Annotated in this window: 22 protein-coding genes; 14 read left to right on the plus strand and 8 right to left on the minus strand. The window is 60.4% G+C overall.

The window, feature by feature from the left end; genetic code table 11:
- From ACR0K1_RS00005 to ACR0K1_RS00020, 4 genes are all read left to right on the plus strand, one after another.
- A partial coding sequence (locus tag ACR0K1_RS00005; RefSeq protein WP_480847925.1) for a DUF3394 domain-containing protein occupies positions 1-194 on the plus strand: 194 nt, incomplete at its 5' end.
- Positions 191-622 carry a universal stress protein gene (locus ACR0K1_RS00010; protein ID WP_480847927.1) on the plus strand — a complete coding sequence of 144 codons (432 nt, stop codon included), beginning with the start codon at positions 191-193 and terminating at the stop codon, positions 620-622. The genes ACR0K1_RS00005 and ACR0K1_RS00010, both read left to right, overlap by 4 nt.
- 87 nt (positions 623-709) lie before the next feature.
- Positions 710-2458 (plus strand): gamma-glutamyltransferase, encoded by a 1749-nt coding sequence (ggt, locus tag ACR0K1_RS00015; RefSeq protein ID WP_480611799.1) that lies wholly within the window; start codon positions 710-712, stop codon positions 2456-2458.
- A 343-nt stretch (positions 2459-2801) separates the two neighbouring features.
- Positions 2802-7622: an NAD-glutamate dehydrogenase gene (locus tag ACR0K1_RS00020; RefSeq protein ID WP_480847930.1), complete on the plus strand. Its 4821-nt coding sequence runs from the start codon at positions 2802-2804 to the stop codon at positions 7620-7622.
- A gap of 93 nt (positions 7623-7715) precedes the next feature.
- Here ACR0K1_RS00020 and ACR0K1_RS00025 read toward each other — a convergent pair whose 3' ends face one another.
- A complete protein-coding gene (locus tag ACR0K1_RS00025; protein WP_480847932.1) occupies positions 7716-9191 on the minus strand; it encodes an NAD-dependent succinate-semialdehyde dehydrogenase in 1476 nt (491 codons plus the stop codon).
- Positions 9192-9193: 2 nt separating this feature from the next.
- The gene (locus ACR0K1_RS00030) at positions 9194-10471 is read right to left on the minus strand and encodes a 4-aminobutyrate--2-oxoglutarate transaminase (RefSeq protein ID WP_480847934.1); all 1278 of its coding nucleotides are present in this window, start codon (positions 10469-10471) and stop codon (positions 9194-9196) included.
- Positions 10472-10607: 136 nt separating this feature from the next.
- Here ACR0K1_RS00030 and ACR0K1_RS00035 point away from each other — a divergent pair, with 136 nt between their 5' ends.
- From ACR0K1_RS00035 to ACR0K1_RS00065, 7 genes are all read left to right on the plus strand, one after another.
- Entirely contained in the window at positions 10608-11189 is a 582-nt protein-coding gene (locus tag ACR0K1_RS00035; RefSeq protein WP_480847936.1) for a cupin domain-containing protein, read from the plus strand.
- A 136-nt stretch (positions 11190-11325) separates the two neighbouring features.
- Entirely contained in the window at positions 11326-11847 is a 522-nt protein-coding gene (locus tag ACR0K1_RS00040; protein ID WP_480611794.1) for a VOC family protein, read from the plus strand.
- Between the two features lie 70 nt (positions 11848-11917).
- Positions 11918-12268, plus strand: coding sequence for a hypothetical protein (locus ACR0K1_RS00045; RefSeq protein ID WP_480611793.1), 351 nt, complete (start codon positions 11918-11920; stop codon positions 12266-12268).
- Positions 12269-12382: 114 nt separating this feature from the next.
- Complete coding sequence (locus ACR0K1_RS00050) at positions 12383-13351, plus strand: carbon-nitrogen hydrolase family protein (protein ID WP_480611791.1); 969 nt, start codon at positions 12383-12385, stop codon at positions 13349-13351.
- Positions 13352-13393: 42 nt separating this feature from the next.
- Entirely contained in the window at positions 13394-16126 is a 2733-nt protein-coding gene (locus ACR0K1_RS00055) for an aminotransferase class I/II-fold pyridoxal phosphate-dependent enzyme (RefSeq protein ID WP_480611790.1), read from the plus strand.
- Positions 16127-16143: 17 nt separating this feature from the next.
- Positions 16144-17592 (plus strand): biotin carboxylase, encoded by a 1449-nt coding sequence (locus tag ACR0K1_RS00060; RefSeq protein WP_480611789.1) that lies wholly within the window; start codon positions 16144-16146, stop codon positions 17590-17592.
- 8 nt (positions 17593-17600) lie between these two features.
- Positions 17601-18593: a C45 family autoproteolytic acyltransferase/hydolase gene (locus tag ACR0K1_RS00065; RefSeq protein ID WP_480611788.1), complete on the plus strand. Its 993-nt coding sequence runs from the start codon at positions 17601-17603 to the stop codon at positions 18591-18593.
- Positions 18594-18620: 27 nt separating this feature from the next.
- On the opposite strand, the gene ACR0K1_RS00070 is transcribed toward ACR0K1_RS00065, so the two are convergent.
- Complete coding sequence (locus tag ACR0K1_RS00070; protein ID WP_480611787.1) at positions 18621-19202, minus strand: carboxymuconolactone decarboxylase family protein; 582 nt, start codon at positions 19200-19202, stop codon at positions 18621-18623.
- 146 nt (positions 19203-19348) lie between these two features.
- On the opposite strand from ACR0K1_RS00070, the gene ACR0K1_RS00075 reads away from it, so the two are divergent.
- Positions 19349-20452, plus strand: coding sequence for a hypothetical protein (locus tag ACR0K1_RS00075; protein WP_480847940.1), 1104 nt, complete (start codon positions 19349-19351; stop codon positions 20450-20452).
- Here ACR0K1_RS00075 and ACR0K1_RS00080 read toward each other — a convergent pair.
- From ACR0K1_RS00080 to ACR0K1_RS00095, 4 genes are read right to left on the minus strand one after another with little or no spacing between them, the layout of a single operon-like run.
- On the minus strand, positions 20441-21502 hold the full coding sequence (locus ACR0K1_RS00080; RefSeq protein ID WP_480611784.1) for an aromatic ring-hydroxylating dioxygenase subunit alpha: 1062 nt from the start codon (positions 21500-21502) through the stop codon (positions 20441-20443). The two genes, ACR0K1_RS00075 and ACR0K1_RS00080, sit on opposite strands and share 12 nt — an antisense overlap.
- 5 nt (positions 21503-21507) lie before the next feature.
- Entirely contained in the window at positions 21508-21843 is a 336-nt protein-coding gene (locus ACR0K1_RS00085; protein ID WP_480847943.1) for a carboxymuconolactone decarboxylase family protein, read from the minus strand.
- A gap of 10 nt (positions 21844-21853) precedes the next feature.
- Entirely contained in the window at positions 21854-22612 is a 759-nt protein-coding gene (locus tag ACR0K1_RS00090) for an amino acid ABC transporter permease (RefSeq protein WP_480611781.1), read from the minus strand.
- 9 nt (positions 22613-22621) lie between these two features.
- Positions 22622-23362 (minus strand): amino acid ABC transporter ATP-binding protein, encoded by a 741-nt coding sequence (locus ACR0K1_RS00095; RefSeq protein WP_480847945.1) that lies wholly within the window; start codon positions 23360-23362, stop codon positions 22622-22624.
- A gap of 120 nt (positions 23363-23482) precedes the next feature.
- Between ACR0K1_RS00095 and ACR0K1_RS00100 the strand changes: the two genes are divergently transcribed.
- On the plus strand, positions 23483-24253 hold the full coding sequence (locus ACR0K1_RS00100) for a transporter substrate-binding domain-containing protein (RefSeq protein WP_480611779.1): 771 nt from the start codon (positions 23483-23485) through the stop codon (positions 24251-24253).
- A 40-nt stretch (positions 24254-24293) separates the two neighbouring features.
- Here the strand turns inward: ACR0K1_RS00100 and ACR0K1_RS00105 are convergent, their stop codons facing one another.
- Positions 24294-24902, minus strand: a complete 609-nt coding sequence (locus ACR0K1_RS00105; RefSeq protein ID WP_480847949.1) for a helix-turn-helix domain-containing protein — start codon at positions 24900-24902, stop codon at positions 24294-24296.
- Between the two features lie 69 nt (positions 24903-24971).
- Here ACR0K1_RS00105 and ACR0K1_RS00110 point away from each other — a divergent pair, with 69 nt between their 5' ends.
- On the plus strand, positions 24972-25721 hold the full coding sequence (locus ACR0K1_RS00110; protein ID WP_480611776.1) for a creatininase family protein: 750 nt from the start codon (positions 24972-24974) through the stop codon (positions 25719-25721).
- The last annotated feature ends 68 nt before the right edge of the window (positions 25722-25789 follow it).

Below are 25789 nucleotides of genomic sequence, written 5' to 3' on the forward strand. Positions count from 1 at the left end.
CCCCGGTCGGCGATGAGCTGGACATGTTCGACTACTACGCCGACGACCCCGTCCGCATCACCAGCGTACAGGCGCCGCAGAACCAGCCGCCCAAGGAACTGATGTTCATCCCCGCCTTGCTGCTGCTGGCCCTCATCGCCTTCCTGCAGCGCGGCCGCGCCGCACGCACCACTGACCAGGAGGTAACACCATGACAAAATCCGTCCTCTGCGCCGTGGATGCCGGAAAGCCGGAAACCGATGCCAATGTGTTGCGTCAGGCCGCGCGACTGGCGCAGCTGGATGGCGCGCAATTGGATGTCGTGACCGTGCTGCCGGACTTTGGGGAATCTTTTGTCGGCAGCTTCTTTGAGCCTGAGCATCATGAACAGGCGGTGGCCAAGGCCCACCAGGCCCTGGAAGACCTTGGAAAGTCGGTCCTGGGGGAGACGCGCAACGCAAACGTGCGCCATGTGGTGGCGACAGGCACGGCCTATCAGGAGATTCTGCACACCGCCAAAGAGGCGGGCAGCGATCTGATCGTCATTGGCGCGCATCGGCCCGACCTCAAGGATTACCTGCTGGGTCCGAATGCGGCCCGCGTGGTCCGGCACTCGGATGTGTCTGTCTACGTGGTCCGGTAGACCGCACCTGCGGTTTCGATCAATTGTTTTCAAAGTACCAGTATTAAAGCGTTTTTTGGAATTCGTCATCATCCGGAGGAGTTAGTGATGAGGATATTTTCGAGAACCGGCGCCGCGCTGGCCCTGGGGGTCATCGCGGGTGCTGCCAGCGCGCAGGACCCCGCGCCGGAATATGGCTATGGATGGGAGGATAAGGATTCGGTCACCGGCACCGAGTTCATGGTGTCCGCCGCGAACCCGATTGCCGCCAAGGCTGGTTACGACGTGCTGGCCGCAGGCGGCACTGCTGCCGATGCGATGATCGCCGTGCAGCTGATGCTGAACCTGGTCGAGCCGCAATCCTCGGGCATCGGCGGTGGCGCGTTTCTGCTGTATTGGGACGCCGAATCCAAAACCCTGACCACCTTTGATGCGCGCGAGAAAGCCCCCGCCAAAGCCACGCCTGAACGGTTCCTGCTGCCTGATGGAGAGAAGATGCCGTTCGCCGAGGCGATCTCGGGCGGGCAGGCGGTGGGTGTGCCCGGCATCCTGCGGCTGATGGAAGTGACCCATAATCTTTATGGCAAGAAAGACTGGGCCTCGCTGTTCCAGTCGACCATCGAACAGGCCGAAAACGGGTTCGAAGTGTCGCCGCGCATGGCATACTCGATCCAGTCCACGATTGACCGCGAGCGGTATCTGGATGTCTTCCCCGGTGCCAAGGAATACTTCTTTAACGAAGATGGCAGCCCGCTGGCCGAAGGCACCCTGCTGAAGAACCCCGCCTTTGCCGAGACCCTGCGTATTCTGGCCGATCAGGGTGCGAATCCCTTTTATCACGGTCCGATTGCCGAGGATATCGTGGCTGCGGCAGAGGCCACGTCCAAGGTGGAAAACAACATCACGCTGGAAGACATGGCCGCCTATCGGGTCAAGGTCCGCCCCGCCGTCTGCGCCGATTATCGCGGCTATGACGTGTGTGGCATGGGCCCGCCGACCTCGGGCGGTCTGACCGTGGGTCAGATTCTGGGTATCCTCAACAACTTTGACCTCAAAGGCACCGGCTGGAACGCGGAACTGGCGCATCTTTATGCCGAGGCCGCCAAGCTGGCCTATGCCGACCGCGCGCTTTACATGGCCGACAGCGATTTCGTTGACGTGCCGGTCAAGGGTTTGCTGGACAAGGATTACCTGAAGCTGCGGTCCGAGATGATTGACCCGGCTGCGGCCAGTGAAAAGCGCAAGGCGGGTGAGCCGCCGCGCGATCATACCGCGCTGTTTGCGCCCTCGCAGAACCCCGATCGTCCCGGCACCAGCCATATCGTGATCCGCGACCAGTATGGCAACGCCCTGTCGATGACCACGACCATCGAGACCTTCTTTGGCAGCCGGGTTTTCGTGCGGGGCTTCCTGCTGAACAACGAACTGACCGATTTTGACCGCGCGCCCAAGGACGGCGACCGTCTGGTGGCCAACCGGGTCGAGGGCAGCAAGCGTCCGCGCAGTTCGATGTCGCCGACCATCGTGATGAAGGACGGTGAGCCTTATTTGCTGATCGGCTCGCCCGGGGGCAGCCGCATCATCAACTACGTGGCCAAGACCATCATCGCGATCCTTGATTGGGACATGGACCCGCAGGACGCCATCGAGACCGGCCATTTCGTGCATCGCAACGGATCGAGCATGGATGTGGAGCAGGAAACCGCCGCTGCGGATTTTGCCGAAGCGCTGACCGGCAAGGGCCATGAGGTCAAGACGGTCGACTTGAACTCGGGCCTGCATGCGATCCTGATCAAGGATGGCCAGTTGATCGGTGCCGCTGACCCCCGCCGCGAAGGCGTGGCGCTGGGGCAGTAAGGTCAAAAACCGGATCGCGGCGGCTTGGTTGAGCCGCCGCGGTCAATTCCGCCAATTGAAGCCGCGCCACAGCCCGGAGCGAGGTGTTCAGATAATGTCATGGCGCGTCTGACGGTCCGCGCGAGAAGGCTTGGCTGGCTGTGCCGGTTCACCTTTTGTGCAGGGGAACGAGGGTGGCCGTGGCCGGTGGAAAACCGGATTTTAGCTTTAGGCATTGTTCGAAACCGGATTTCGCAGGTACCGTCAGTGTCAGAGCGTGTGTCGACATAAGGCGGGCGATTCTGTTTTGGATTCAGCCGCCAACAGAAATTGAATGACGGCTGGCCGCCGCTGGGAGAGTGCAATGACTAAGACTGAGAACCCCGCTTTCGATCAATTGTTGGACGAAGTCCGCGCCATCGCTTCGGCGCGGTTGGACAAAACGGATTGCGATGATTTCCTGACCGCTCTGGAAATGTTGTTTGGCCGATCCTCGATCGAAGACCTGCAGGGCCGGACGGCGGAAGAGGTTTACGGGGCCTCTCTGGCGCTGTGGAAATTTGCGGCGCACAAGCCATCGGGCGAGGCGCGGGTGCGGATGTACAACCCGCGCATGGCGGAACATGGCTGGGAATGCGCCCATACGGTTCTGGAAATCGTCAATGACGACATGCCGTTCCTTGTCGACTCGGTCACGTCGTTTCTGGCCGGGCAGGTGTTGTCGATACATTCGCTGATCCACCCGCTGCTGCGGGTCAAACGGGGCCCCGACGGCACCCGGATCGGTGCGCCCGACTCATCCGATGCCGAATGTCTGGTCGAGTCGATGATCCAGGTCCAGATTGATCAGATCGGGGATCAGGCGCAGATTGACCGGCTCGAGGCCGAGGTCGCCCAGATCATGAAGGACGTGCGCGTCTCGGTCGAGGACTGGCAACCGATCATGGAGCGTCTGGGCACCGTGACCAAGATGCTCACGGGCAATGCCCCCAAGAAATCCAAGGCGGCCACGGCTGAGGTTGTCGAATTCCTGGACTGGCTGGCGCAGAACCACTTTACGTTCCTGGGATACCGCGAATATGCCGCCGACAGCAAAACCGGCGCGATGCGTCAGGTCGGCAAAACGGCGCTTGGCCTGATGCGCGATCCGGAATTCACCGTCCTGCGTGACCTGAAGGGCAATTTCACTGACCGCTCGCCCGAGATGGATGCCTTTGCCAGCGATATCTCTCCGCTGATGATCATCAAGGCGAACCGCCGTTCGACCGTTCACCGCGCGACGCATTTCGATCTGATCGGGGTCAAGCAGTTTGACGGAAAGGGCAAGCAGACCGGCGAGCACGTGTTCATCGGGCATTTCACCGCTGCCGCCTATAACCGCAGCCCCAAGTCGATCCCGCTGTTGCGGCAGAAGGTCGAGCGCATCATCGAACGTTCGGGCTTTACCCCCGACAGCCATGACGGCAAGGCGCTGACACATGTGTTGGGGATCTATCCGCGCGATGAGCTGTTCCAGAGCTCGGACGACCAGATGTTCGAAAATGCCATCGACGCGCTGCATCTGACGATCCGGCCAAGATCGCGGCTGTTGCTGCGCCCGGACCGGTTCGGGCGGTTCGTCTCGTGCCTCGTCTACGTCCCGCGCGAGCGGTACAACACCGAGTTGCGGACCAAGATCGGTGACATTCTGGCGGAAGAATTCGAAGGCCGCGTCGCAACGTGGTCGCCTGCCTTTGACGAGGTTCTGGCGCGGGTGCATTTCGTCATCGCACTGAGCGGCAAGGTCGCATCAAAGGAAGAGGCCGCGGCGCTTGAGGCGCGGATCATCGATGCGGTGCGCAGCTGGGGCGACCACCTTCACGACGCGCTGGTCGAACGCAAGGGCGAATCCGAAGGCAACCGGCTGCATGCGCTTTATAGCGACGGGTTTGCCGTGTCCTATCGGGACGAGTTTCAGGCGGTCACGGCGGTGTCCGACATTGACAAGATGGAGCAGCTGGACGCTGAAACCGACCTGGTGCTGAAGTTCTACCGCAGGCTGGAAGACCCCGAACACAGCGTGCGCTTCAAGCTGTACAAGCGCGGGCCGTCGGTGCCGTTGTCCGATTGTCTTCCGATCCTCGAAAATCTGGGTTTCCGCATTCTGGCAGAACATCCGTTCCTGATCGACCGTGGCGAGGATACGATCTGGATTCACGACTTTCACATGCAGTCCTCGGACGGGCAGAAAATCGATGTCACCGCCGTTCGCAGCAATCTGGAAGAGGCCTTTTCCACGCTCTGGGCGGCAGAGGCCGATGACGACCCGCTGAACCGGCTGGTGCTGGTCGCCGGTCTGTCGATCCGCGAAACCGCGCTGTTGCGGGCGTATGGCGGATACCTGCGTCAGGCGCGGATTCCGTATTCGGTGCCCTATATGCAGGACGCTCTGATCGCCAATCCCGGCATCGCGCGCAAGCTGGTCGAGCTGTTTCAGGCCTTGTTTGATCCGGCTGCTTCGGGGGATTCCGACAAGCGGAAAAAGGCAGCAAAAGCGATTGCGGCAGACATCGAAGCGATGCTGGAGAAGGTCGCCAGCCTCGACTTCGACCAGATCCTGCGCCGGTTCCGCAATGCCATTCAGGCGACGCTGCGCACCAATTATTTCCAGCCCGGCGCGGATGGGCGCGACAAGCCCTACATGTCGTTCAAGTTCGATTGTTCAAAGCTGGACGAACTGCCATTGCCACGCCCGTGGCGCGAGATTTTTGTCTATTCGACCTCGGTCGAAGGGGTGCATTTGCGCTATGGCCCGGTTGCGCGTGGCGGTTTGCGCTGGTCCGACCGCAAAGAGGATTACCGCACCGAGGTGCTGGGGCTGGTCAAGGCGCAGCAGGTCAAGAATGCGGTTATCGTGCCTGTCGGCTCGAAGGGCGGGTTCCTGCCCAAGACCCTGCCTGCCGGTGGCAGCCGGGAAGAGGTTATGGCCGAGGCGGTGCGCTGCTATCGGATTTTCCTGTCCGGCATGCTGGACATCACCGACAATATCTCGGGCGCGGATATCGTCCCGCCCGATGCGGTGGTTCGCCGCGACCCCGACGACCCATATCTGGTTGTTGCTGCCGACAAGGGCACGGCGACCTTTTCAGATTATGCCAACGCCCTGGCCACCGAATACGGGTTCTGGCTGGGCGACGCCTTCGCCTCGGGCGGCTCGAACGGCTATGACCACAAGGGAATGGGGATCACCGCCAAAGGCGGATGGGAGGCCGTGAAACGCCATTTCCGCGAACTGGACCACGACACCCAGACGCAGCCCTTCACGGTGATCGGCTGCGGGGACATGTCGGGGGATGTATTCGGAAACGGCATGCTGCTGTCGGACCAGATCAAGCTGGTCGCCGCGTTCGACCACCGCGACATCTTCATCGATCCAAATCCTGATCCGGCCAAAAGCTTTGCCGAGCGCAAGCGGCTGTTCGAACTGCCGCGTTCCAGTTGGGAATCCTATGATTCCAAGCTGATCTCGAAAGGCGGCGGCGTATTCTCGCGGTCGTTGAAGTCGATCAAGCTGACGCCCGAGATCCGAAAGCTGACCGGGCTGGACGACAAGACCGTCACCCCGTTCGAACTGATCCGGGCGCTGCTGAAATCGCAGGCCGATCTGATGTGGTTCGGCGGCATCGGCACCTATATCAAGAGTGCCGTTGAGTCCCACGCCGATACCGGCGACCGGGCCAACGACCAGATCCGGGTGAACGCCAACGAAGTGCGCGTGCGGGTGATCGGCGAGGGCGCCAATCTGGGTGTCAGCCAAAAGGGCCGCATCCAGCTGGCGCAGGGCGGCGTCAAGATCAACAATGACGCTGTCGATAACTCGGCCGGGGTCGATTGTTCGGACCACGAGGTCAACATCAAAATCGCCCTGGGCGCAGTCGTCGATGCCGGCGACATGACGGAAAAGCAGCGCAACACGCTGCTTGCCGATATGACCGATGAAGTCGGCGAACTGGTGCTGAAGACCAATTATCACCAGACGCTGGCAATCTCGCTGGATGAGGCTGCAGCCCCTGCGCTGCTGGACAACCATGTCCGGTTCATGGAGGGGCTCGAGGCTGAAGGCAAACTGGACCGCGCGGTCGAGTATCTGCCTGATGACGAGGAAATCGCCGAACGCCGCGCCGCCGGCCGGGGCCTGACCCGGCCCGAGATCGCCGTGCTTGTGGCCTATGCCAAGAACGATATCTTCTCGGATCTGGTGAAGTCCGATGTTCTCGACGACCCGTATATGGAACGGTTCCTGATCGAATATATGCCGACCCCGTTGCGCACTGCGCATCTTGAGGTGCTGCGCAACCACCGCCTGCGGCGCGAGATCATCGCGACGGTGGTCGTCAATATGCTGGTCAACGAAATCGGGCCGACATTCTGCGCCCGTCTGCGCGAGGATACCGGCGCGACCGTGGGCGAAATCGTCAAGGCGTTCATCATCGATCGCGAGATTTTCGGCCTTGCCGATACCGCGGCCGAGGTCAACGCGCTGGACAACAAGCTTGCGGCAGATGTGCAGATCGAAATCCACCGGGCGCTGTCGGAAATGCTGGCCGCTCAGTGCCAGCGGCTGATCAAGAACAATGTCCGTTCGATCGGCGATGCCATCGCGGTCTATCAGCCCGGCATTGCCGAGATTGTGTCGGTGGCCGAAGCGACGGTCAGCGCGTTTTCTCTGGAACGGCTCAAGCTGCGGACGGATGAGTTGCTGAAAAAGGGCACCCCGGACGATCTGGCGTCGAAAGTTGCGACGCTTGAGCTGCTGGGTGGCGCGATGGATATCTTCGATGTCTCGGAACGGTTGCAGCTTGAGGTGCGGGACGTGGCCGCAAGCTATTTTGCAACCGGCGCCCGGTTCAGCCTCGACTGGCTGCGGTCGCGGGCCAGAAGTGTTGCCGTCGGCGACCATTGGGAACGGGTGGCGCTGTCCCGTCTGATGTCGGACATCCGGGTACATCAGTCCAACATTGCCGCTGCCGCGCTGGTGCTGTCCGGGGCGAACTCCGGCAAGGACAGCGTTGCCCACTGGGTCGAGCAGAACGGGGATCTGGCGCAACGGACAGACCGGCTAATTGCGGAACTGCGGTCAGGCGGCGCGCTGAGCGTGTCCAAGCTGGCGGTCGCGTCCTCGCATTTTGCGCTACTGGCGACCTGACGCCGGGATTGTCCCAGGCCATAAAAAAGGACCGGGCTTGTGCGAAGCCCGGTCCTTTTCTTGACGCCATTGGCCGAAGCCGGACGTCGGGGGTCAGGAGATCTCGCCCATGCAGAGATATTTGATCTCGAGGAAATCGTCGGTGCCGTATTTCGAGCCCTCACGGCCCAGACCGGATTGCTTGACGCCGCCAAAGGGCGCGACCTCGGTCGAGATCAGGCCGGTGTTGATGCCCACCATGCCCGACTCCAACGCCTCGGCCACGCGCCAGACGCGCGCCAGATCGCGGCTGTAGAAATATGCGGCCAGACCGAATTCGCTGTCATTGGCCATGGCAACGACGTCGTCTTCGTCCTCGAACTTGAACAGAGGCGCGACGGGGCCAAAGGTTTCATCCTTCGCCACCACCATGTCGCGGGTGACGCCGGTCAGGACGGTCGGTTCAAAGAACGTGCCGCCGAGGCCAGAGCGTTTGCCGCCGAGCGTCACGGTTGCGCCCTTGGACACCGCGTCCGAGATATGTTCTTCGACCTTGTCGACCGCGGCCTGATTGATCAGGGGGCCCGTGGTTACGCCGTCGCCGAAGCCGTCACCCACGTTCAGGGCTTTGGTCTTTTCGGCCAGCTTGGCGGCGAATTCGTCATAGACGCCCGCCTGCACGTAGATGCGGTTGGCGCAGACGCAGGTCTGGCCGTTGTTGCGGAACTTTGCGATCATCGCGCCGTCCACGGCGGCATCCACATCGGCGTCGTCGAACACGATGAAGGGCGCGTTGCCGCCCAGTTCCAGCGACATCTTCTTGATGGTATCCGCCGCCTGACGCATCAGGATCTGACCCACGCGGGTCGAGCCGGTGAAGGTGATCTTGGCGACCTTGTCGTTGGTGCAGAGCTCGTTGCCCACGCCCGAACTGTCGGTGCCCGGGATCACGTTGAACACACCCGCCGGGATGCCCGCGCGTTCGGCCAGCACAGCCATCGCCAGTGCCGAAAGCGGTGTCAGCGTTGCCGGGCGAGCCACGAAGGTACAGCCGACAGCCAGCGCCGGGCCGACCTTGCGCGCGATCATCGCGTTGGGGAAGTTCCACGGGGTGATCGACCCCACCACGCCGACGGGCTGTTTCAGCACCACGATGCGCTTGTCACGCTGGTGGCCGGGGATGACGTCGCCATAGACGCGCTTGGCCTCTTCCGAGAACCATTCGATGAACGAGGCCCCGTACAGGATCTCGCCGCGCGCCTCGGGCCAGGGTTTGCCCATTTCGGCGGTCAGGATGGTGGCCAGGTCATCGGCGTTCTCGGCCATCAGATCGAACCATTTGCGCAGGATGGCCGCGCGTTCCTTGCCGGTTTGCGCCGCCCAGTCTTTCTTGGCGGCATAGGCGGCATCAATGGCCTGCGCGGTGCCTTCGATGCGAACATCCGTCACATTGGCGATCAGATCGCCGGTGGCGGGGTTGTGGACGGGAAACGTCGACTCGCCCGAAACCCATTCGCCATCGATATAGGCGCGGGTTTCGAGAAGGCCGGGGTCTTTCAGCTCCAGCTTGGTTACTTCGGTATCCAGCATGTTCAGGCTCCTTTGGCAGCGTCGACCGAGGCTTCCAGGATATTCATGGCCTCGGCGAAGATCTCGTCCTGCACCGTCAGTGGTGCGAGGAAACGGATTACGTTCCCATATACGCCACAGGTCAGCAGGATCAATCCGCGTTTGAGCGCTTCGGCGCGCACGGCGTTGGCCATGTCGGGGTTCGGGGCCGAGCCGTCGGTGGTGTTGAACTCGGCTGCGATCATGAATCCGGGGCCGCGAATATCGACGATCTCGGGCGTGCGGGCGCGGATCGATTCCAGCCGCTGTTTCAGGCGCGAGCCCAGTTCGTTGGCGCGCGCGCAGAGGTCTTCTTCCTCGATCACGTCCAACACCGCATGGGCGGCGGCGATGCCCAGCGGGTTGCCGCCATAGGTGCCGCCCAGACCGCCCGGTTTGGCCGCATCCATCAGATCGGCGCGGCCGGTGACAGCAGCCAGCGGCAGACCGCCCGCCAGACCCTTGGCCATGGTGGTGATGTCGGCGGACACGTCATAGGCGTCCATCGCAAACAGATTGCCGGTGCGGGCGAAACCGGTCTGCACCTCGTCGGCGATCAGAACGATACCGTGTTCGTCACACAGGGCGCGCAGGCCGCGCATCAGTTCGGCGGGGGCAGGGTAGAAGCCACCTTCGCCCTGAACCGGCTCGATGATGACTGCGGCAACGCGGCCCGGGTCCAGATCGGCCTTGAACAGCTTGGTCAGCGCGCCCAGCGAATCCGCGACCGAGGTGCCGTGCAGCTCGACCGGGAAGGGGACGTGATAGGTGTCGGGCATCATCGCACCAAACCCGGCCTTGTAGGGCTGCACCTTGCCGGTCAGCGACATGCCCATGAAGGTCCGTCCATGGAAGCCGCCGCCAAAGGCGATCACGGCGGGGCGGCCGGTGGCGGCGCGGGCGATCTTGACCGCGTTTTCGACCGCTTCGGCACCGGTGGTCACAAAAACGGTTTTCTTGGCGAAATCACCGGGGACCTTTTCGTTCAGACGCTCGGCCAGACGGATATATGTTTCGTAGGGCAGAACCTGATGGCAGGTATGGGTGAAACTGGCGGCCTGTTTCTGCACCGCCTCCATCACCTTGGGGTGGCAATGCCCGGTGTTGACGACGGCGATGCCTGCAGCGAAATCGATGTAGCGCTTGCCCTCGACATCCCAGACTTCCGAGTTCACGGCGCGGTCTACATAGACCTGCGTCTGCATTCCCACGCCCTGTGCGATCGAGGTGTTGCGGCGTTCAGAAATCTGAGCATTCAGCATCTTGCGTCCTTTCGGGTTGCCGGGCGGGTACGCCCGTAAATATGACCGCGCGAATGTAGTGTTCGCAGCCCCGAGCGAAAGCCTGTTTCTTGTGATTCATAAGTCCTTGATTTACTGTCCCCCAAGCCCTCAAGTGATGCGGATACTGAACATGAAGAACGCCAATCAGGATGATCTGACCCTTGGATTGCGCCTGCGCACCCTGCGCGAACGGGCCGGCCTGTCGCAGCGGGCGCTGGCCAAGACGTCGAATGTGCCGAACTCGACCATCTCATTGATCGAGTCCGGCAAGATGAATCCGTCGGTCGGTGCGCTGCGGCGGATTTTGCAGGGCATCCCGATCAGCATGTCCGATTTTTTCTCGCTGGAGATCGAAAGCGAACAGACGGTTTTCTATGCCGCCGAAGACCTGACCGAGATCGGCAAGGGCGGGCTGTCGCTGCGGCAGGTGGGGTCGAACCTATATGGCCGTGCGATGATGATCCTGCAGGAGACCTATGATCTGGGCGCGGACACGGGCCGCGTTTTGTACCGGCACGAGGCCGAGGAGGGCGGCGTGGTGATCTCGGGCCGGATCGAAGTGACGGTGGGGGATCAGCGCAAAGTGCTGGGGCCGGGGGATGCCTATTACTTTGACAGCCGCACGCCGCACAGGTTCCGGCAGGTGGGGCCGGAAAAATGCCGGATCGTCAGCGCCTGCACGCCGCCAACCTTCTGAACTGCGGCCAAAACCGCAACACTATGAACCATAGTGTTGCCAAATCTAAGAATCTGCTCCACAGTATGGTGCATAGTGCGGGAATTACCCCGCACGCCTCATCGGGCGACCCCCGCCCTGTTCGGAGATTTCGGATATGAAGAAGAAGCCTGCCACCTTGCCCCGCGGATACCGCACCTGCACCGCATCGCTTGCCGTTGCCGACGTGCCCGCTGCGCTGCAGTTCTATGAACAAGCCTTTGACGCCAGGATTCAGGCCTATGACGCGGAACAGGCCCCGGGCTTTGCCGCCATCAAGATCGGCAATTCGATGCTGTTCGTCACCGCCGGATGGGGCGCCCATGTTCCGACCGTGCCCGGCACCGTCATTCCGGTGGGCCATCACATGTATGTCGAAGATGCCGATGCCACGCTGGCCACCGCGCTGGAAAACGGCGCGACCCTGATTGCCGGGGCAAGTGACACATATTGGGGTGAACGCTGCGCCACCGTTGCCGATCCGTTCGGTCATGTCTGGACGCTGGCGACGCGCATCGAAAACCTGAAATCCGAAGATATCAGCGAGCGCCGCAAGGCGCTGTTTAAGGCGATTCAGGATCAGGACGCCGAAGCCGTGGTCGAATCGACCCCATCGGCTGAACAGATCGAAGCCGCGTGATCCCGGCAGAGCTTGAACAACGGACGGGTCGTGAGGTACCGGAATGGGTGTGTTCTTTAACAGGCAAATCATGAGCGACGCACCCCTTCCCACCTTCACGATCCGCCAGAACGATCTGGCCATCCTTGCCGCCGAAAACCGCATCGGGGACTATCCCGTAGCCGTGCGCACCGCGCGCGAGGTGGTCAGCGGCGGCTTTGCCAACCAGTCGGCGCATCCCAACACCTGGACGGTCTATTTCCTGGTCGATGGCCAATGGGCGCTTGTCGAATCCACGCGCGGGCTGCGGCGGGAATGGTCCAGTCTGGACCGGCTGGAAAAATGGCTGCGCAGTTGCGGGTTCCGGTTTTTCTGGGTGCGCAACGATATCGACTTTGTGGAAACCCCCGGCAACGACCTGGCCGAGGAAGACGCCGGATAACTCAACCGCCTGCGGACAGTGGGCTTGCGCTAATGCGCGGTTTTATGTTCCGATGAAGAACGCCGGATCAAACCGGCAATCGCAATCGGCAAGCAAAAGAGAAGAAACGAGAAAATGACCCCCTTTGCGATAACCGGAATTCAGATGCATGTCGGCGCCTTGCAGTCGAATGTCGATGCGATGCTGCATCGGATCGACATCATGATGGCGCGTTTCCCCTGGACCCAGATGGCCCTGTTCAGTGAGCTGGCCCCCTATGGTCCGCTCGACCGTTTTGCCCAGCCTTTCCCCAATGACGACCTGTCGCGCTTTCAGGACGCGGCGCGGCGCTATGGCATCTGGCTGATCCCCGGCTCGATGTTCGAAAAGCGCGAGGACGGGCGGATTTTCAACACCTCGGTGGTGATCAATCCCGATGGTGAAATCGTCAAGACATATTCCAAGATGTTCCCGTTCAAGCCGTATGAGCAGGACATCGCCTCGGGCACGGATTTCTGCATCTTCGACGTGCCGGATGTGGGCCGGTTCGGCCTGTCGATCTGCTATGATATCTGGTTCCCCGAAACCACCCGTCACCTGACCAGCCAGGGGGTCGAGGTTCTGCTGCACCCGGTCCTGACCGGCACTACCGACCGCGAGGCCGAACTGTCGATTGCCAAGGCCACCGCCGCGCAGTTCCAGTGCTATGTGTTCGACGTTAACGGGCTGGCCGCCGGTGGCGTGGGCCGGTCGCTGGTGGTCGATCCCTCTGCCACCGTGCTGCACCAGTCGGCCGGGCAGGAAGATATCTTCCCCATCGAGATCGATCTGGATCAGGTTCGCCGCCAGCGCGAGGTAGGGCTGAAAGGTCTTGGGCAGGTGCTCAAAAGCTTCCGCGACCGCGAGGCCGATTTCCCGGTCTATGACCGCACCAGCGGCGCAGATGCCTATCTGCACACGCTGGGCCCGCTGCGCATTCCGCAAAAGGGCGACGCGGCGGGCGTTGCTGCATCCGACCCCAGAACGGCGCTGGGATACAGCGAAGACGCCACCAAAAAGCCCGATAACCTCTATCTCTACAAAGGGCGCTCAGGGACAGACTGATACCGGGGCTGCTTTTCGGTATCGGCAGAAAGGACAGATTTCATGCACGGCATTTCCGACAGCGAAAAGCTCCATACCATATCGGATTACTACAGCGCCTCGCAATTAAGGGCCGACCGATGGAGCGCGCTGCGGGAAACGGCGGAATCTCTGGACCAGAGCGGTGGCGAAACCGAGCGGGACCGGGCCCGGCAATTGTTGCAGGCCCTGGCCCCGATCGAGGTGTATTTTGCCTTTCCCGGCGGGTCGGCCTTTGACTATCTGCGCCGGTTGCTGGATCACGGCAACTTTACCGACTTCTCGACCGCTGTGCGCCGGGTGTCGCGGGCCCTGACCTCCGGTGCGTATCGCCGCCGCTCAATCCCGCTGATCGCGGATGAGACCGAGGGTGATGAGTTTGAGGATGAAGCCGCCCAAAGCCATGAGGCACGTGCGCTGGGGCGGCCTTATTTCGAGGTGATGATCGTCGACAATGTCAACGAACATCAGGAACGTTTCCTGCAATCCAGCCTGCAGCGCATGCGGCGCAGCGAGGATCCGTTCATCTACGAAACCGTTGTCGTACCCAGTGTCGAGGATGCGCTGATCGGGGTTCTGTTCAACCAGAATGTGCAGGCCGTCATCGTCCGCCCGGGTCTGAGCCTGAAATCCAAGAACGAAACCAATGTCCTGGGCCGCTATATCAGCCTGTATGGCGAAGGGGCCGATCTGGATGCGCTATCGCCGTCTGAATATGGCCCCGAGACCTGCCGCCGGATCGGAATGCTGCGTCCGGAACTGGACGCCTATCTGATCACCGACCGGTCCGCCGAGGATATCGCGGGCCTTGATCTGGGCCTGTGCCGGCGCGTGTTCTACAACCAGGAAGATTTTCTGGAACTGCACCTGAACATCCTGCGCGGGGTGCAGCGGCGGTACAAGACGCCGTTTTTCACCGCGCTCAAGGAATATTCCAAACAGCCCACCGGCGTGTTCCACGCGATGCCGATCAGCCGTGGCAAATCGATCAGCCGCAGCCACTGGATTCAGGATATGGGCGCGTTTTACGGCACGAACATCTTCATGGCCGAAACCTCGGCCACGTCGGGCGGTCTGGATTCCCTGCTGGAACCGCGCGGCCCGATCAAAGAGGCACAGGAGGCCGCCGCCCGCGCCTTTGGATCGAAACAGACGTTTTTTGCCACCAACGGCACCTCGACCTGCAACAAGATCGTGGTGCAGGCACTGGTGCGGCCCGGTGACATCGTTCTGATCGACCGCGACTGCCACAAGTCGCACCATTACGGCATGGTGCTGGCCGGGGCGAGCGTCGTCTACATGGACAGTTATCCGCTGCACGATTACTCGATGTACGGCGCGGTACCGATCCGCGAGATCAAGCACAAGCTGCTGGCGCTGAAGGCGGCGGGCAAGCTGGATCGCGTGCGCATGGTGCTGCTGACCAACTGTACTTTCGACGGCATCGTCTACAACGTGCAGCGGGTGATGCAGGAATGTCTGGCGATCAAGAAAGACCTCGTGTTCCTGTGGGATGAGGCGTGGTTCGGCTATGCCCGCTTTGCCCCGAACTCGCGGGTGCGAACCGCGATGCGCTCGGCCAACCTGCTGCGCGAACGGTTCCGCACCCCCGAACATGCCGAAGCCTATGCCGCGCAGCAGGCGGAACTGGAGGGCGCGGATGATGAGACCCTGCTCAACACCCGCCTGATCGCCCCGCCGGAAGCGCGGGTGCGGGTCTATGCGACGCAATCGACGCATAAAACGCTGACGGCGCTGCGGCAGGGGTCGATGATTCATGTCAACGACCAGCAATTCAAAGGCGCGGTGGAAGAGGCCTTTCACGAGGCTTACATGACCCACACCTCGACCTCGCCCAATTACCAGATCATCGCCTCGCTGGATGTGGGCCGCCGGCAGGTCGAAATCGAAGGCTATGAGTTCGTCCAGCGGCAAGTCGAAAGTGCCATGGCGATCCGGCGGGCGGTGACGACGCATCCGCTGTTGAAGAAGTATTTCAAGCTGGTCACGGCGGGCGACATGATCCCCGAACAATACCGTGAAAGCGGTATGACCAGCTATTTCGACCCCGATCAGGGCTGGGCCGACGTCTGGGATTGCTGGGCCAAGGACGAGTTTGTTCTGGATGCCACCCGCATCACCCTGCATGTGGGTGCGACCGGCTGGGATGGCGATACGTTCAAAACCAAGATCCTGATGGACAAATACGGCATCCAGATCAACAAGACCTCGCGCAATACCGTGCTGTTCATGACCAATATCGGCACCACGCGCAGTTCGGTCGCCTATCTGATCGAGGTGCTGGTCGAGATCGCCAAGGAACTGGACGATCTGATGGACGACGCGTCCAAGATGGAAAAGCGCGCCTTTGAAAAGCGCGTCCGAAACCTGAGCGAACACGTCCCGCCGCTGCCCGATTTCAGCCGTTTCCACGATGCCTTCCGAAATGAAGAGGGCACCGAGGCCGGGGATATTCGCACCGCCTTCTTCCTGTCGTACGACGAGGACAATTGCGACTATGTGGAACCCGACAAGGACATGCTGGAACGGTTGGAGGCGGGCGAAGAGATGGTCTCGGCCACTTTCGTTATCCCGTACCCGCCGGGTTTCCCCATTCTGGTGCCGGGGCAGGTGATCAGCCCCGAGATTCTGAAATTCATGCAGGAGCTGGACGTGTCGGAGATCCACGGTTTCCGTGCCGATCTGGGCCTGCGCATTTTCACTGAAGACGCTTTGAAATCAGTCAAGAAAACATAAGGGACTGGGAGGAACACATGCCAAAGAAGGTGCTCAACAACATCTCGGAAATCCGCCGGTATTTCCACACCAACAAGGACCCGATCTATTTTGTATCGGCGACCAATTTCAACCTGTTGGGGCTGGATGAATGGGTGATGAATTTCACCTATATCTGCTACATGGATTGCTTCGACGGGCGTCATCCGAACGTGTTCGTGCCTTCCGAGATGCCCCATGACGAATTCCAGTCCATCGAGGACATCAACAACTATCTGCTGCAGCACAAAGAGGTCATCGACCTGATCAAGCGGCGCGGTGGCAAGCCGAAATTTGTCTTCCTGATGTTCGATGAGACGACCGAGAAGCTGGTCAAGGAACTGGGCGGTCAGCTGTGGTTCCCCAAGGCCAAGCTGCGCACCAAATGCGACAACAAGATCGAAACCGTCCGCATTGGCAACAAGGCGGGCGTGCCGTCCGTGCCCAATACTCTGAGCGTGGTCAAAAGCTACGATCACCTGAAAAAGATCTGCGACAAGGCCGGTTTGGGCCACGATCTGGTGCTGCAATCGGCCTTTGGAGATAGTGGCCACACCACGTTCTTCATCAAGTCCGAGGCCGATTTCAAGAAGCACGAACATGAGATCGTCGGCGAGGGCGAGATCAAGATCATGAAACGGATCGATTGTCGCGGCGCGGCGATTGAGGCCTGCGCAACTTCGGAAGGTACCATCGTTGGCCCGCTGATGACCGAGCTTGTGGGCTTCAAGGAACTTACACCCTATCGCGGCGGCTGGTGCGGGAACGAGATTTTCTCGACCGCCTTCCCGCCCAAAGCCCGCGATCAGGCGCGGAAACTGACCTATCAGTTCGGGGAAGAGCTGCGCAAATCCGGCTATCGCGGGTATTTCGAGCTCGACTTCCTGATCGACAAGAAAACCGATGAGCTGTGGCTTGGTGAGCTGAACCCTCGCATCACCGGGGCCAGTTCCATGACCAACCACGCGGCCTTTGCCCATGCTGACGCGCCGCTGTTCCTGTTCCACCTGCTGGAGTTTTCCAAGAAACCGTTCCAGTTGGATGTCGAAGAGCTCAACGCCCGCTGGGCCGATCCGGACATGATCGACAGCTGGTCGCAGATGGTGATCAAACACACCGATGACAGCGTCGACCGCATCACGCAGGCCCCGCAATCGGGCATCTATAAGATGCTTGAAGATGGCCGTGTCGTGTTCGACCGCTTCGACTATCACCGCCGTGCGGTTGGTGAGAACGAGGCCTTCTTCCTGCGCATCTCGAATGTGGGCGATTATCGCTATGAAGGGGCCGATCTGGGTATTCTGGTCACGCGCGGTCGGTCGATGACCAAGGGCTTCAAGCTGACCGACAAATCGAAGAAATGGATTCACGGGATTAAATCGGCCTATGCCGCCGAGCCGCTGCCCGCGGCGCAGCCGATGGAAGACCCCGCCTTCAAAATCATGTAGAAAGCCCCATGGCGCTTGTTTTTCGCTCAATCGACGAGGAACAGCCCGGTCCCAAGCTGGCCGGGCTGTTTGCCGAATACTGGCCCGCCTACCGCAAATGGTGGGCGCAAGAGGGGTATTCGGCCCGCCCCACCTATCGCGAATGCCTGCGCGCGCTGCAACGGCACATGCCCGAAATCCTGCCGCTTTATGAAGAGGTGGTCGAGCTTGTCGGCGGCAGCGACAGCCAGGCGCGGTTTCTCAGCTTCTACTGCCCGCCGAAATACCTGTCGGGCTGCAGTCAGGCGATCTGGCGGGGCAAGACGCCGATTTTGGTGCGCAACTACGACTATCACCCGAAAACCTTTGACGCGGCTTTGCTGAAAACCCGCTGGGACGGGCGCGGCGTGATCGGGATGAGCGACGGTATTCTGGGCCTGCTCGACGGCATCAACGATGCGGGCCTGACGGTGTCCCTGACCTTTGGCGGACGGCGCGAGGTGGGCGATGGTTTCGGCGTGCCGCTGATCCTGCGCTATGTGCTGCAAACCTGCGAGACCACGGCGCAAGCGGTCGATGCCCTGTGCCGCATCCCCTGCCATATGAGCTATAATGTCACCGTTCTGGACGCCAAATTTAACCACAGCACGGTCTATCTTGCCCCTGACCGCCACCCGCAAATCTCGGACGTGCCGGTGGCGACGAACCATCAGGGCCATGTGGAGTGGTCGAAACACGCGCGCTTTACGGCAACGGTGGAACGCGAACGCTTCCTGCTGAACCGCCTGAACCAGCACCCGGAAAGCGAGAAGCGGTTCATTGACGCCTTTTTGCGCCCGCCGCTCTATTCCACCGCATTCAAATCGGGGTTCGGAACGCTTTACACCGCCGTTTACCGCCCCGCGAAGAAGCAGCTTGAATTGCATTGGCCCGGAACGTCCTGGGATCTGTCTCTGGATACGTTCACCGAAAGCGCCCGCACGATCCTGATGCCGACAGACGATCTGTATGCCGATGTGTGAGCCTTGCCGACGAACCGCGCGAAGTACTCAATCGTCCGACTTGTAGTAGCCGATCACGTCGTTTTCGGTTGTTGCCCCCAAACCGTTCAGCAGCCGGTTTGAGTAGTTGAAGTAAGCGCAGACCTGATTCACCTCGAGGATTTCTCCGTCCGAGCACCCGGCGATCTTCAGCGCTTCGAAATCCGACTTTACCATGCGGCCCACATCTGTTGTCAACTTTGCGGTGTATCGCAGCAGGGCCAGTTCCTTGCCCTGAAACGCATCCTCGGGGCGGTGGGCCTTGAGGGCGACAAAAATCCGGTCGCTGCGGGGCTGGTCTTTCAGCAGGTTCCGCACATTCATGAAGTGATGCGTCAGGGAATAGGTGCAATCGTTCAGGATCGACGTATAGCTGGCGATGATTTCAAGAAACCAGAACGGCAGCTGATTTTCCTCGGAATGCAGGACCGAGCGGTAGAGCGTAACATGCCCGTTCATCGTTTCCGGCCGCAGGGAATGCACGCGCATCACCGTGTCGACCGTTCCATGCGGTGTGCGGGCTTTGTCCAGAAGCTCTTTCAGGCGGCCTTCGGCCTGTTCATCGGAAATCATCTCGATCCAAGCGCTCATTTTTGGGCCTCCTGCTTATGGTGGTCCTGTTATGGGCAAAGGGGCGGGTAATTTCAGTAAAAATTTTTCCTCTCACGACATTTTCTGTGGATCACGGGATCGTGAGCCGTGTATCAATTGATCGGAAAAACCAAGGAGCCATGGGCATGGTCGGTCCCAACAGCATTGCGGGCGCGGAAAATCTGCTGTTCAGATGTGGCGGGCTGACATCGGGGGATCACCTGTTGGTGCTGCGTGAAAGCGCACAGAACGGGTATTATGATGGCGAACTGACGGACATCATTGTGGAATGTGCGCAATCGAATGGCATCAGAACAACCGTTCAGACCCTTCCATTTGACCCAATGGGGGCTGCGCTTTCCCCGGAAATGATCACCCGGATGAAGGCGGCAGATCATACGCTGTTTCTGTCCCGCGCCGGGGACCAGATTCGCTTTAACTCGGACATGTCCGATATTCACCCGATCATGTCCTACGTGCTGGATACCGGGATGTTGGATTCCGGGTTTGGCCGCGCGAACTATACCGGGTTTGTCGAGCTGAAGAACGCGGTGAACCGGGCTTTGGCGGCGGCGTCGCACATCCATGTCACCTGCCCGTTGGGGACGGATTTCAGTGGTCCGGGCGCGGCTTTTCCGACGACCCGGGCGGATGTCAGCGTGACGCGCTTTCCGATGTCGGTGTTTGCTCCGGTCCCGACCGCCGGGTTCTCGGGCACTGTCATGCAGGACGGGTTTCTGGTTGGAACCGGGTCGAAATTCTATGAACCCTATGGCTGTGATCTGCGGGAACCCCTGGCAGTTGAGTTTGAAGACAGCAGGCTGATCGGTTTTTCCGGGCATCCGATGGATGTGCATTGCGCGCAGATGCATTACGAAAAGGTGGGTCAGATGTTCGGACTGGATCCCATGACCATGCATTCCTGGCACGCGGGCATTCATCCGGGCTGCGCCTATACGTCCCCCGCTTACGAAAACTACGAACGGTGGAGCGGGTCTGCTTTCGGCAATCCGCGCCTGCTGCATTTTCACACCTGCGGGCATTATGCGCCGGGCGAGATTTCACTGAACGTACTGGACCCGACGATCAGGATCGATGGGGTGGCCGTCTGGGACAAAGGCGTATTCCGGCCCGAGACGATCCCCGGAGGTGCCGAAGTTCTACAAACCTACCCGTGCATCAAATCGGTGTTCGACGCGCCGGCGCAGCAGGTCGGGCAGGCCGCGAATGGCAGGCTGTCAGCCGGTTAGCGGAGCCTCATCCCCGGCGATCCGTTTCGCCACGCGGGCGCGGAATCGCATGGCACCCGCATCCAAGCTGAGGTTGATATACCCGCTTTTGCGGCGCGCCATTCCGGTCTGAACGTTTTCCAGCACCTCTTTATCCTCGTTGAACGCCATGAGCGCGCCGTCGAACATGCGCTGTGACATGGCCTCATCCTCGGCGTGCATGTTGCGGTGCTGGAACCAGAAATAGCGCGAGGTTCCGGCGTCCACCGGCGTGATGAAATTGTACGAGATATTCACGAACGCATTGGGCGACATGGGCCGGTCCGCCCCGCCTTCGCCAGCCGGGGTGTAAACCGACATGTTGATCGCGGTCGAGGGCAGGCGGCATTCGTAGTGCTGCTTGCGGTCGCAGCTTGGTCCAAAAGGCAGGATTGGGGCGTAATAGGGCGGTGCAGGCTCATCCGCGATCCAGCGCGAGACGATGACACCATCCTCGGTTTCTTCCAGATCCAGCGGGCGGTTATCTGTCCCGGCCCCGGCGAATGAGGTCAGATGAACCCAGGCCACATGGCTGGGGTCCAGAAGGTTGTCGATGATGTAAAGATAGTGGCACGCCATCTCCATCGCGCCCTTTTGGGTCTTGCCCCAATCCGGGTTGTCGAAGTTCGGAATGTCGATGATGTCTTTCGCATCGGCCAGATCAGGCTCCCCCATCCAGAGCCACAGAAACCCCCAGCGGTCCTCGGCCGGATAGGCATGAATCACAGCGCGGCGCGGCGGGTTGTCCAACTGGGTCGGCGCGCTGACGCATTCGCCGCCGCAGCCAAAGGTCAGGCCGTGATAGCCGCAGACAACGTGATCGCCCTCGATCGTGCCGCGGGACAGGGGCAGTTTGCGGTGCGGGCAGGCATCTTCCAGCGCGATGGCTGTGCCAGCCGTGTCACGGTAGATGACGATCTCTTCGTCCAGCATCCGGACCGCGCTCAGGTTGCGGGCGAAATCCTCGGACCGTCCGGCCACATACCAGCTGTTTCGGATGTACCCTTGAGCTCCGGCCAGGTCAGGTCGCATGGGGGTTACTCCGAGAAAACGTCAAAGGCCTTGAGCGCCTTGGCGCTGTACCCAAAGGACGGGCCGCCGCCCATATAGGTCGCCATGGCCAGCGCCTCGCACATCTCTTCGCGGGTGGCGCCCAGCCGGATCAGGGATTTGACGTGAAAGCCGATACAGCTATCGCATTTCGTCGCCACCGCAATTCCCAGAGCGATGAATTCCTTGGTCTTTTCGCTGAGCGCGCCGTCGGTCTTGGCGGCCTTGCCCATGATGCCGAAGCCGCGCACGGTTTCGGGCACCTCTTTCGAGAAGGAGCCGATATTGGCCTCGGTCTCGGCCATGAAGTCTTTCCATTCCATAGTGTCCTCCTTATCCGCGCTCATCCGCGCCCATGCGGCGTTCCAGCCAGCGCACGCCTGCGCTGATGATCAGAACAAGGATCAGGTATTCAAAGATCAGCAGCGTGTAAATTTCCAGCGGGCGGTATTCGGTCACGACCAGCTCGTTCGCGCGGCGGGTCAGTTCCTGCATGCCGATGACGCTGGCAAAGGCGCTCATCTTAACGATGTAGATGAACTGGTTCGCCAGGGGCGGCAGGATGCGCCGGATGGCCTGCGGCAGGATCACATAGCGCATCGTCTGCACGTAGTTCAGGCCGATGGTCTGTGCCGCCTCGCGCTGACCTCGGGCGATGGACTGGATGCCTGCGCGGTAGATTTCAGCGGTGAAGGCGCTGTCGGAAATTGCCAGCGTAATAATCGCGCCCCAGAATGGATCGATGGGGATGGTCATGCCCATCGACTGAAACACGATGGGCAGCCCGTAAAACACCCAGAACAGCATCGGCAGCAGGGGAATGGCGCGGATGAACTCGACATAGATTCGGTTGACCCAGCGCCAGCCGCGTTTTTCCGACAGGCCGGGCAGGGCCACCATCAGGCCCAGCACAATCGACAGAACGGCGGCGATCAGCGAGATTTGGATCGTCGCCCACATGCCCGAGATCAGGAATTTCACATTGGTCCAGCCCGATGGCGTGGTCGGGTCGATCACGTACCAGCCCCATGTCTGGGACGAGGAACAGCCCGCCAGCAGAAGAAAAGGCGCGATCAGAAGCAGTTTTTTCATCGGCCCCTCTTAATGCTGCAGGATCTGGGACAGGAATTGGCGGCACCGCTCGGATTGCGGGTTGGTGAAGAAATGTTCGGGGTGCCCTTCTTCGACAATCTCACCGGCATCCATGAAGATCATCTTGTCGGCGACCTTGCGGGCAAAGCCCATTTCATGGGTCACGACCACCATCGTCATGCCTTCTTCGGCAAGTTCGACCATCACATCCAGCACCTCGGAAATCATCTCGGGGTCCAGTGCCGAGGTCGGCTCGTCGAACAGCAGCACACGCGGCTCCATGCATAGCGAGCGCGCTATGGCGACGCGCTGCTGCTGCCCGCCGGACAGTTGAATGGGCCGCTTGTCGGCCTGATCGGGGATATGGACGCGGTCCAGGTAATGCCGGGCTTTCTCTTCCGCGTCTTTGCGGGACAGGCCGCGCGCCTTGATCGGGCCGAGGGTCAGGTTTTCAAGCACGGTCAGATGGGGAAACAGGTTGAATTGTTGGAACACCATGCCGACCTCGGACCGGATGGTGGCAACCGATTTCGGGTCGTCGGTCAGTTCGACCCCATCGACCCGGATGGTGCCTTTCTGGTGCTTCTCCAATTGGTTGATGCAGCGCACAACCGTCGACTTGCCGGACCCGGACGGGCCGCAAACGACCACTTTTTCACCGGAATTTACCGTCAGGTTGATGTCTTTCAGAACATGAAAGTCGCCGAACCACTTGTTCACGCCTGCAAGCTCGATGGCGGCATCTGACATGGGCCGACCTACCCCTTTTTATTCATAGTAGAATATTTTCTTGAGGTTATCTTTGGCTTTGCGCTTAAATCAACCAGGAATATGGCAACAAGACCGAAACATCACCAACAGGAGAAATAGATGAACAGTTTTTGCAAAGCCGCAGCCATCGCTGCGCTTGGTCTGATCGTCTCGGGCGCTGCTCAGGCGCAATCGGCGTTGAACGAGGTACTGGATTCGGGTGTTTTGAAGGTTGGCACCACCGGCGACTGGAACCCTATGTCGCTGCGCGACCCGGCGACCAACAGCTACAAAGGCTATGACATCGACATCATGAACGAGCTTGCCGCCGATCTGGGGGTTGAGGTCGAATATGTTCCAACCGACTGGAAAACGCTGGTGAACGGGGTTGTCGCCGGCAAGTACCATCTGACGGGGTCGGCGTCGATTTCCCCGCCGCGCATGAAGGTCGCCGGGTTCTCGGACAGCTACATATCGGTCGAGCTGTTCCCGTACACGACCAAGGACAAGGCGGATAAATTCGACGGGTACGAGTCGATCAACCAGCCGGGCGTCAAGGTTGCGACCACGCTGGGCACGACCTTCGAAAAGCGCGTGCGCGAATGGTTCCCGAACGCGGATATCAAAGTGGTTGAAGCCCCGGCCCGTGGCTTTCAGGAAGTGATTGCCGGACGTGCGGACGTGTTCATCACGTCGAATATCGAAGGCTCAACGCTTGAAGCCAAGTTCCCGGTGGTGCGCGTCAAGAACGCGGGGCCCCGTTCGCCTTCGCCCATTGCGATGATCCTGCCGCAGGGCGATCAGGTCTGGATCAACTATGTGAACAACTGGATCGAGGTTAAGAAAGCGCAGGGCTTCTTTGATCAAAACCGGGAAAAATGGGGTCTGTGATCCAACCAGATCAAAAGCCCGGCCTGATTGGCTGGGCTTTTCAGATTCCGCCGGTTATGGCCTTGGCGACAACCGTTACGAAGCTGACCTTTGGTGTTTTCAGTTCGACCGGTCCATGAGACGCGTTCGAGTCAAAGCTCAGGCTGTCGCCGGGGCGCATGAGGTAGGTGGTGTCTCCGCACCCATAGACCATCTCTCCATCGGTGACATGGATGAACTCGACACCCTGATGCTGATAGAGAGGCCGGGTGTCCAGCGGCGCTTCGAGCGTCACGCTGAAGCTTTCAAAGCTGACATGTTTCGCCTCGGCCCGACCGATCAGCTTGTAACTGTGCCCGTACCCGCTGCCGAGCCGCTGAACGGTCACGCCTTCTCCGGCGGCGACAAATGACGCGTCAGACCGGTCGACGGTTGCGGCAAAGAAGTTGATCAGCGGAACGCCGATCCCCCCGGCCAGCGCTTCCAGCGTGGCGAGCGAGGCTGAAACTTGTCCGCGTTCAATCTTGGAAATCATCGCCGTGGACACGCCGGACCTTGCGGACAGTTCCGACAAGGTCATCTCGGCCAGGTGCCGATGCGTTTTTACCGCCGCACCGATCAGGTGATCCAAAGGTGGTTTCTTCAATTCGAGAATGGGTGAATCTTCCATTGGCGCAGCCTAATACCGTCGTGCAAAAAGGAAAAGGACACTCGCCGCGCGAGCCAACAGGGGGGTGGTATGAAACTTGAAGACATGACCTGGTATGAGGTCGAAGCCCGTATCGAAAAGGGCGCTGCAATCCTGCTGCCGGTCGGTTCGACCGAGCAACACGGACCAATGGGACGGATCGGAACGGATACGATCTGCGCAAATGCGGTCGCTCTGGCGGCTGCGGAACAGTGCGATGCGATAGTCGCCCCGCCTCTGGCCTATACACCCGCACCCTTCAACACTGCTTTTCCGGGAACACTTTCCGTAACCGAGGAGATTTTTGAAGCACTTGCGCAGGACGTGATCCTTGGCTGTCTGGATCAGGGGTTCGCCGGTGTTTTTGTCGTGAACGGCCACGGAGCCAATCTGGACCCGCTGGATCGGATTGCGTCAGGCCTGCCACCGAACAGGCTGAGGATACGCAGTTGGTGGGAACCGACAGGTGTAAATGCGTTGCGCGCAGAGCTTTATGGGAATTGGGAGGGCATGCATGCGACCCCCTCGGAAGTGGCTATAACCCAAGCTCTTTTGGGACCCCTGCCGCCCGGCCCGGCTGTAGAGCCGCCTGAACCGCTGAGCGATGAATATATCCGCGCCCATGCTCGGGACCGGCACGGGCCACCCAGGCGGCACCGGGTCGAGTTTCCGGACGGCCGGGTTGGGTCGCATTCAGCATTGGCCACGCCGGAAGCAGGGCATCGGCTGCTTCAGGCCAGTGCTGCGGACATTGCGCGCGAGTTTGATGCGTTTCTGGCCAAAGCTCTGACCGGAGTTTGAGTGGGTATCATACAGCCAGAACGCGCCGGGCGTGTTGCAAGGCTTGCCTGTGTTCCGCACCCCAACAG

The sequence above is a fragment of the Ruegeria sp. F5 genome (assembly GCF_056533845.1).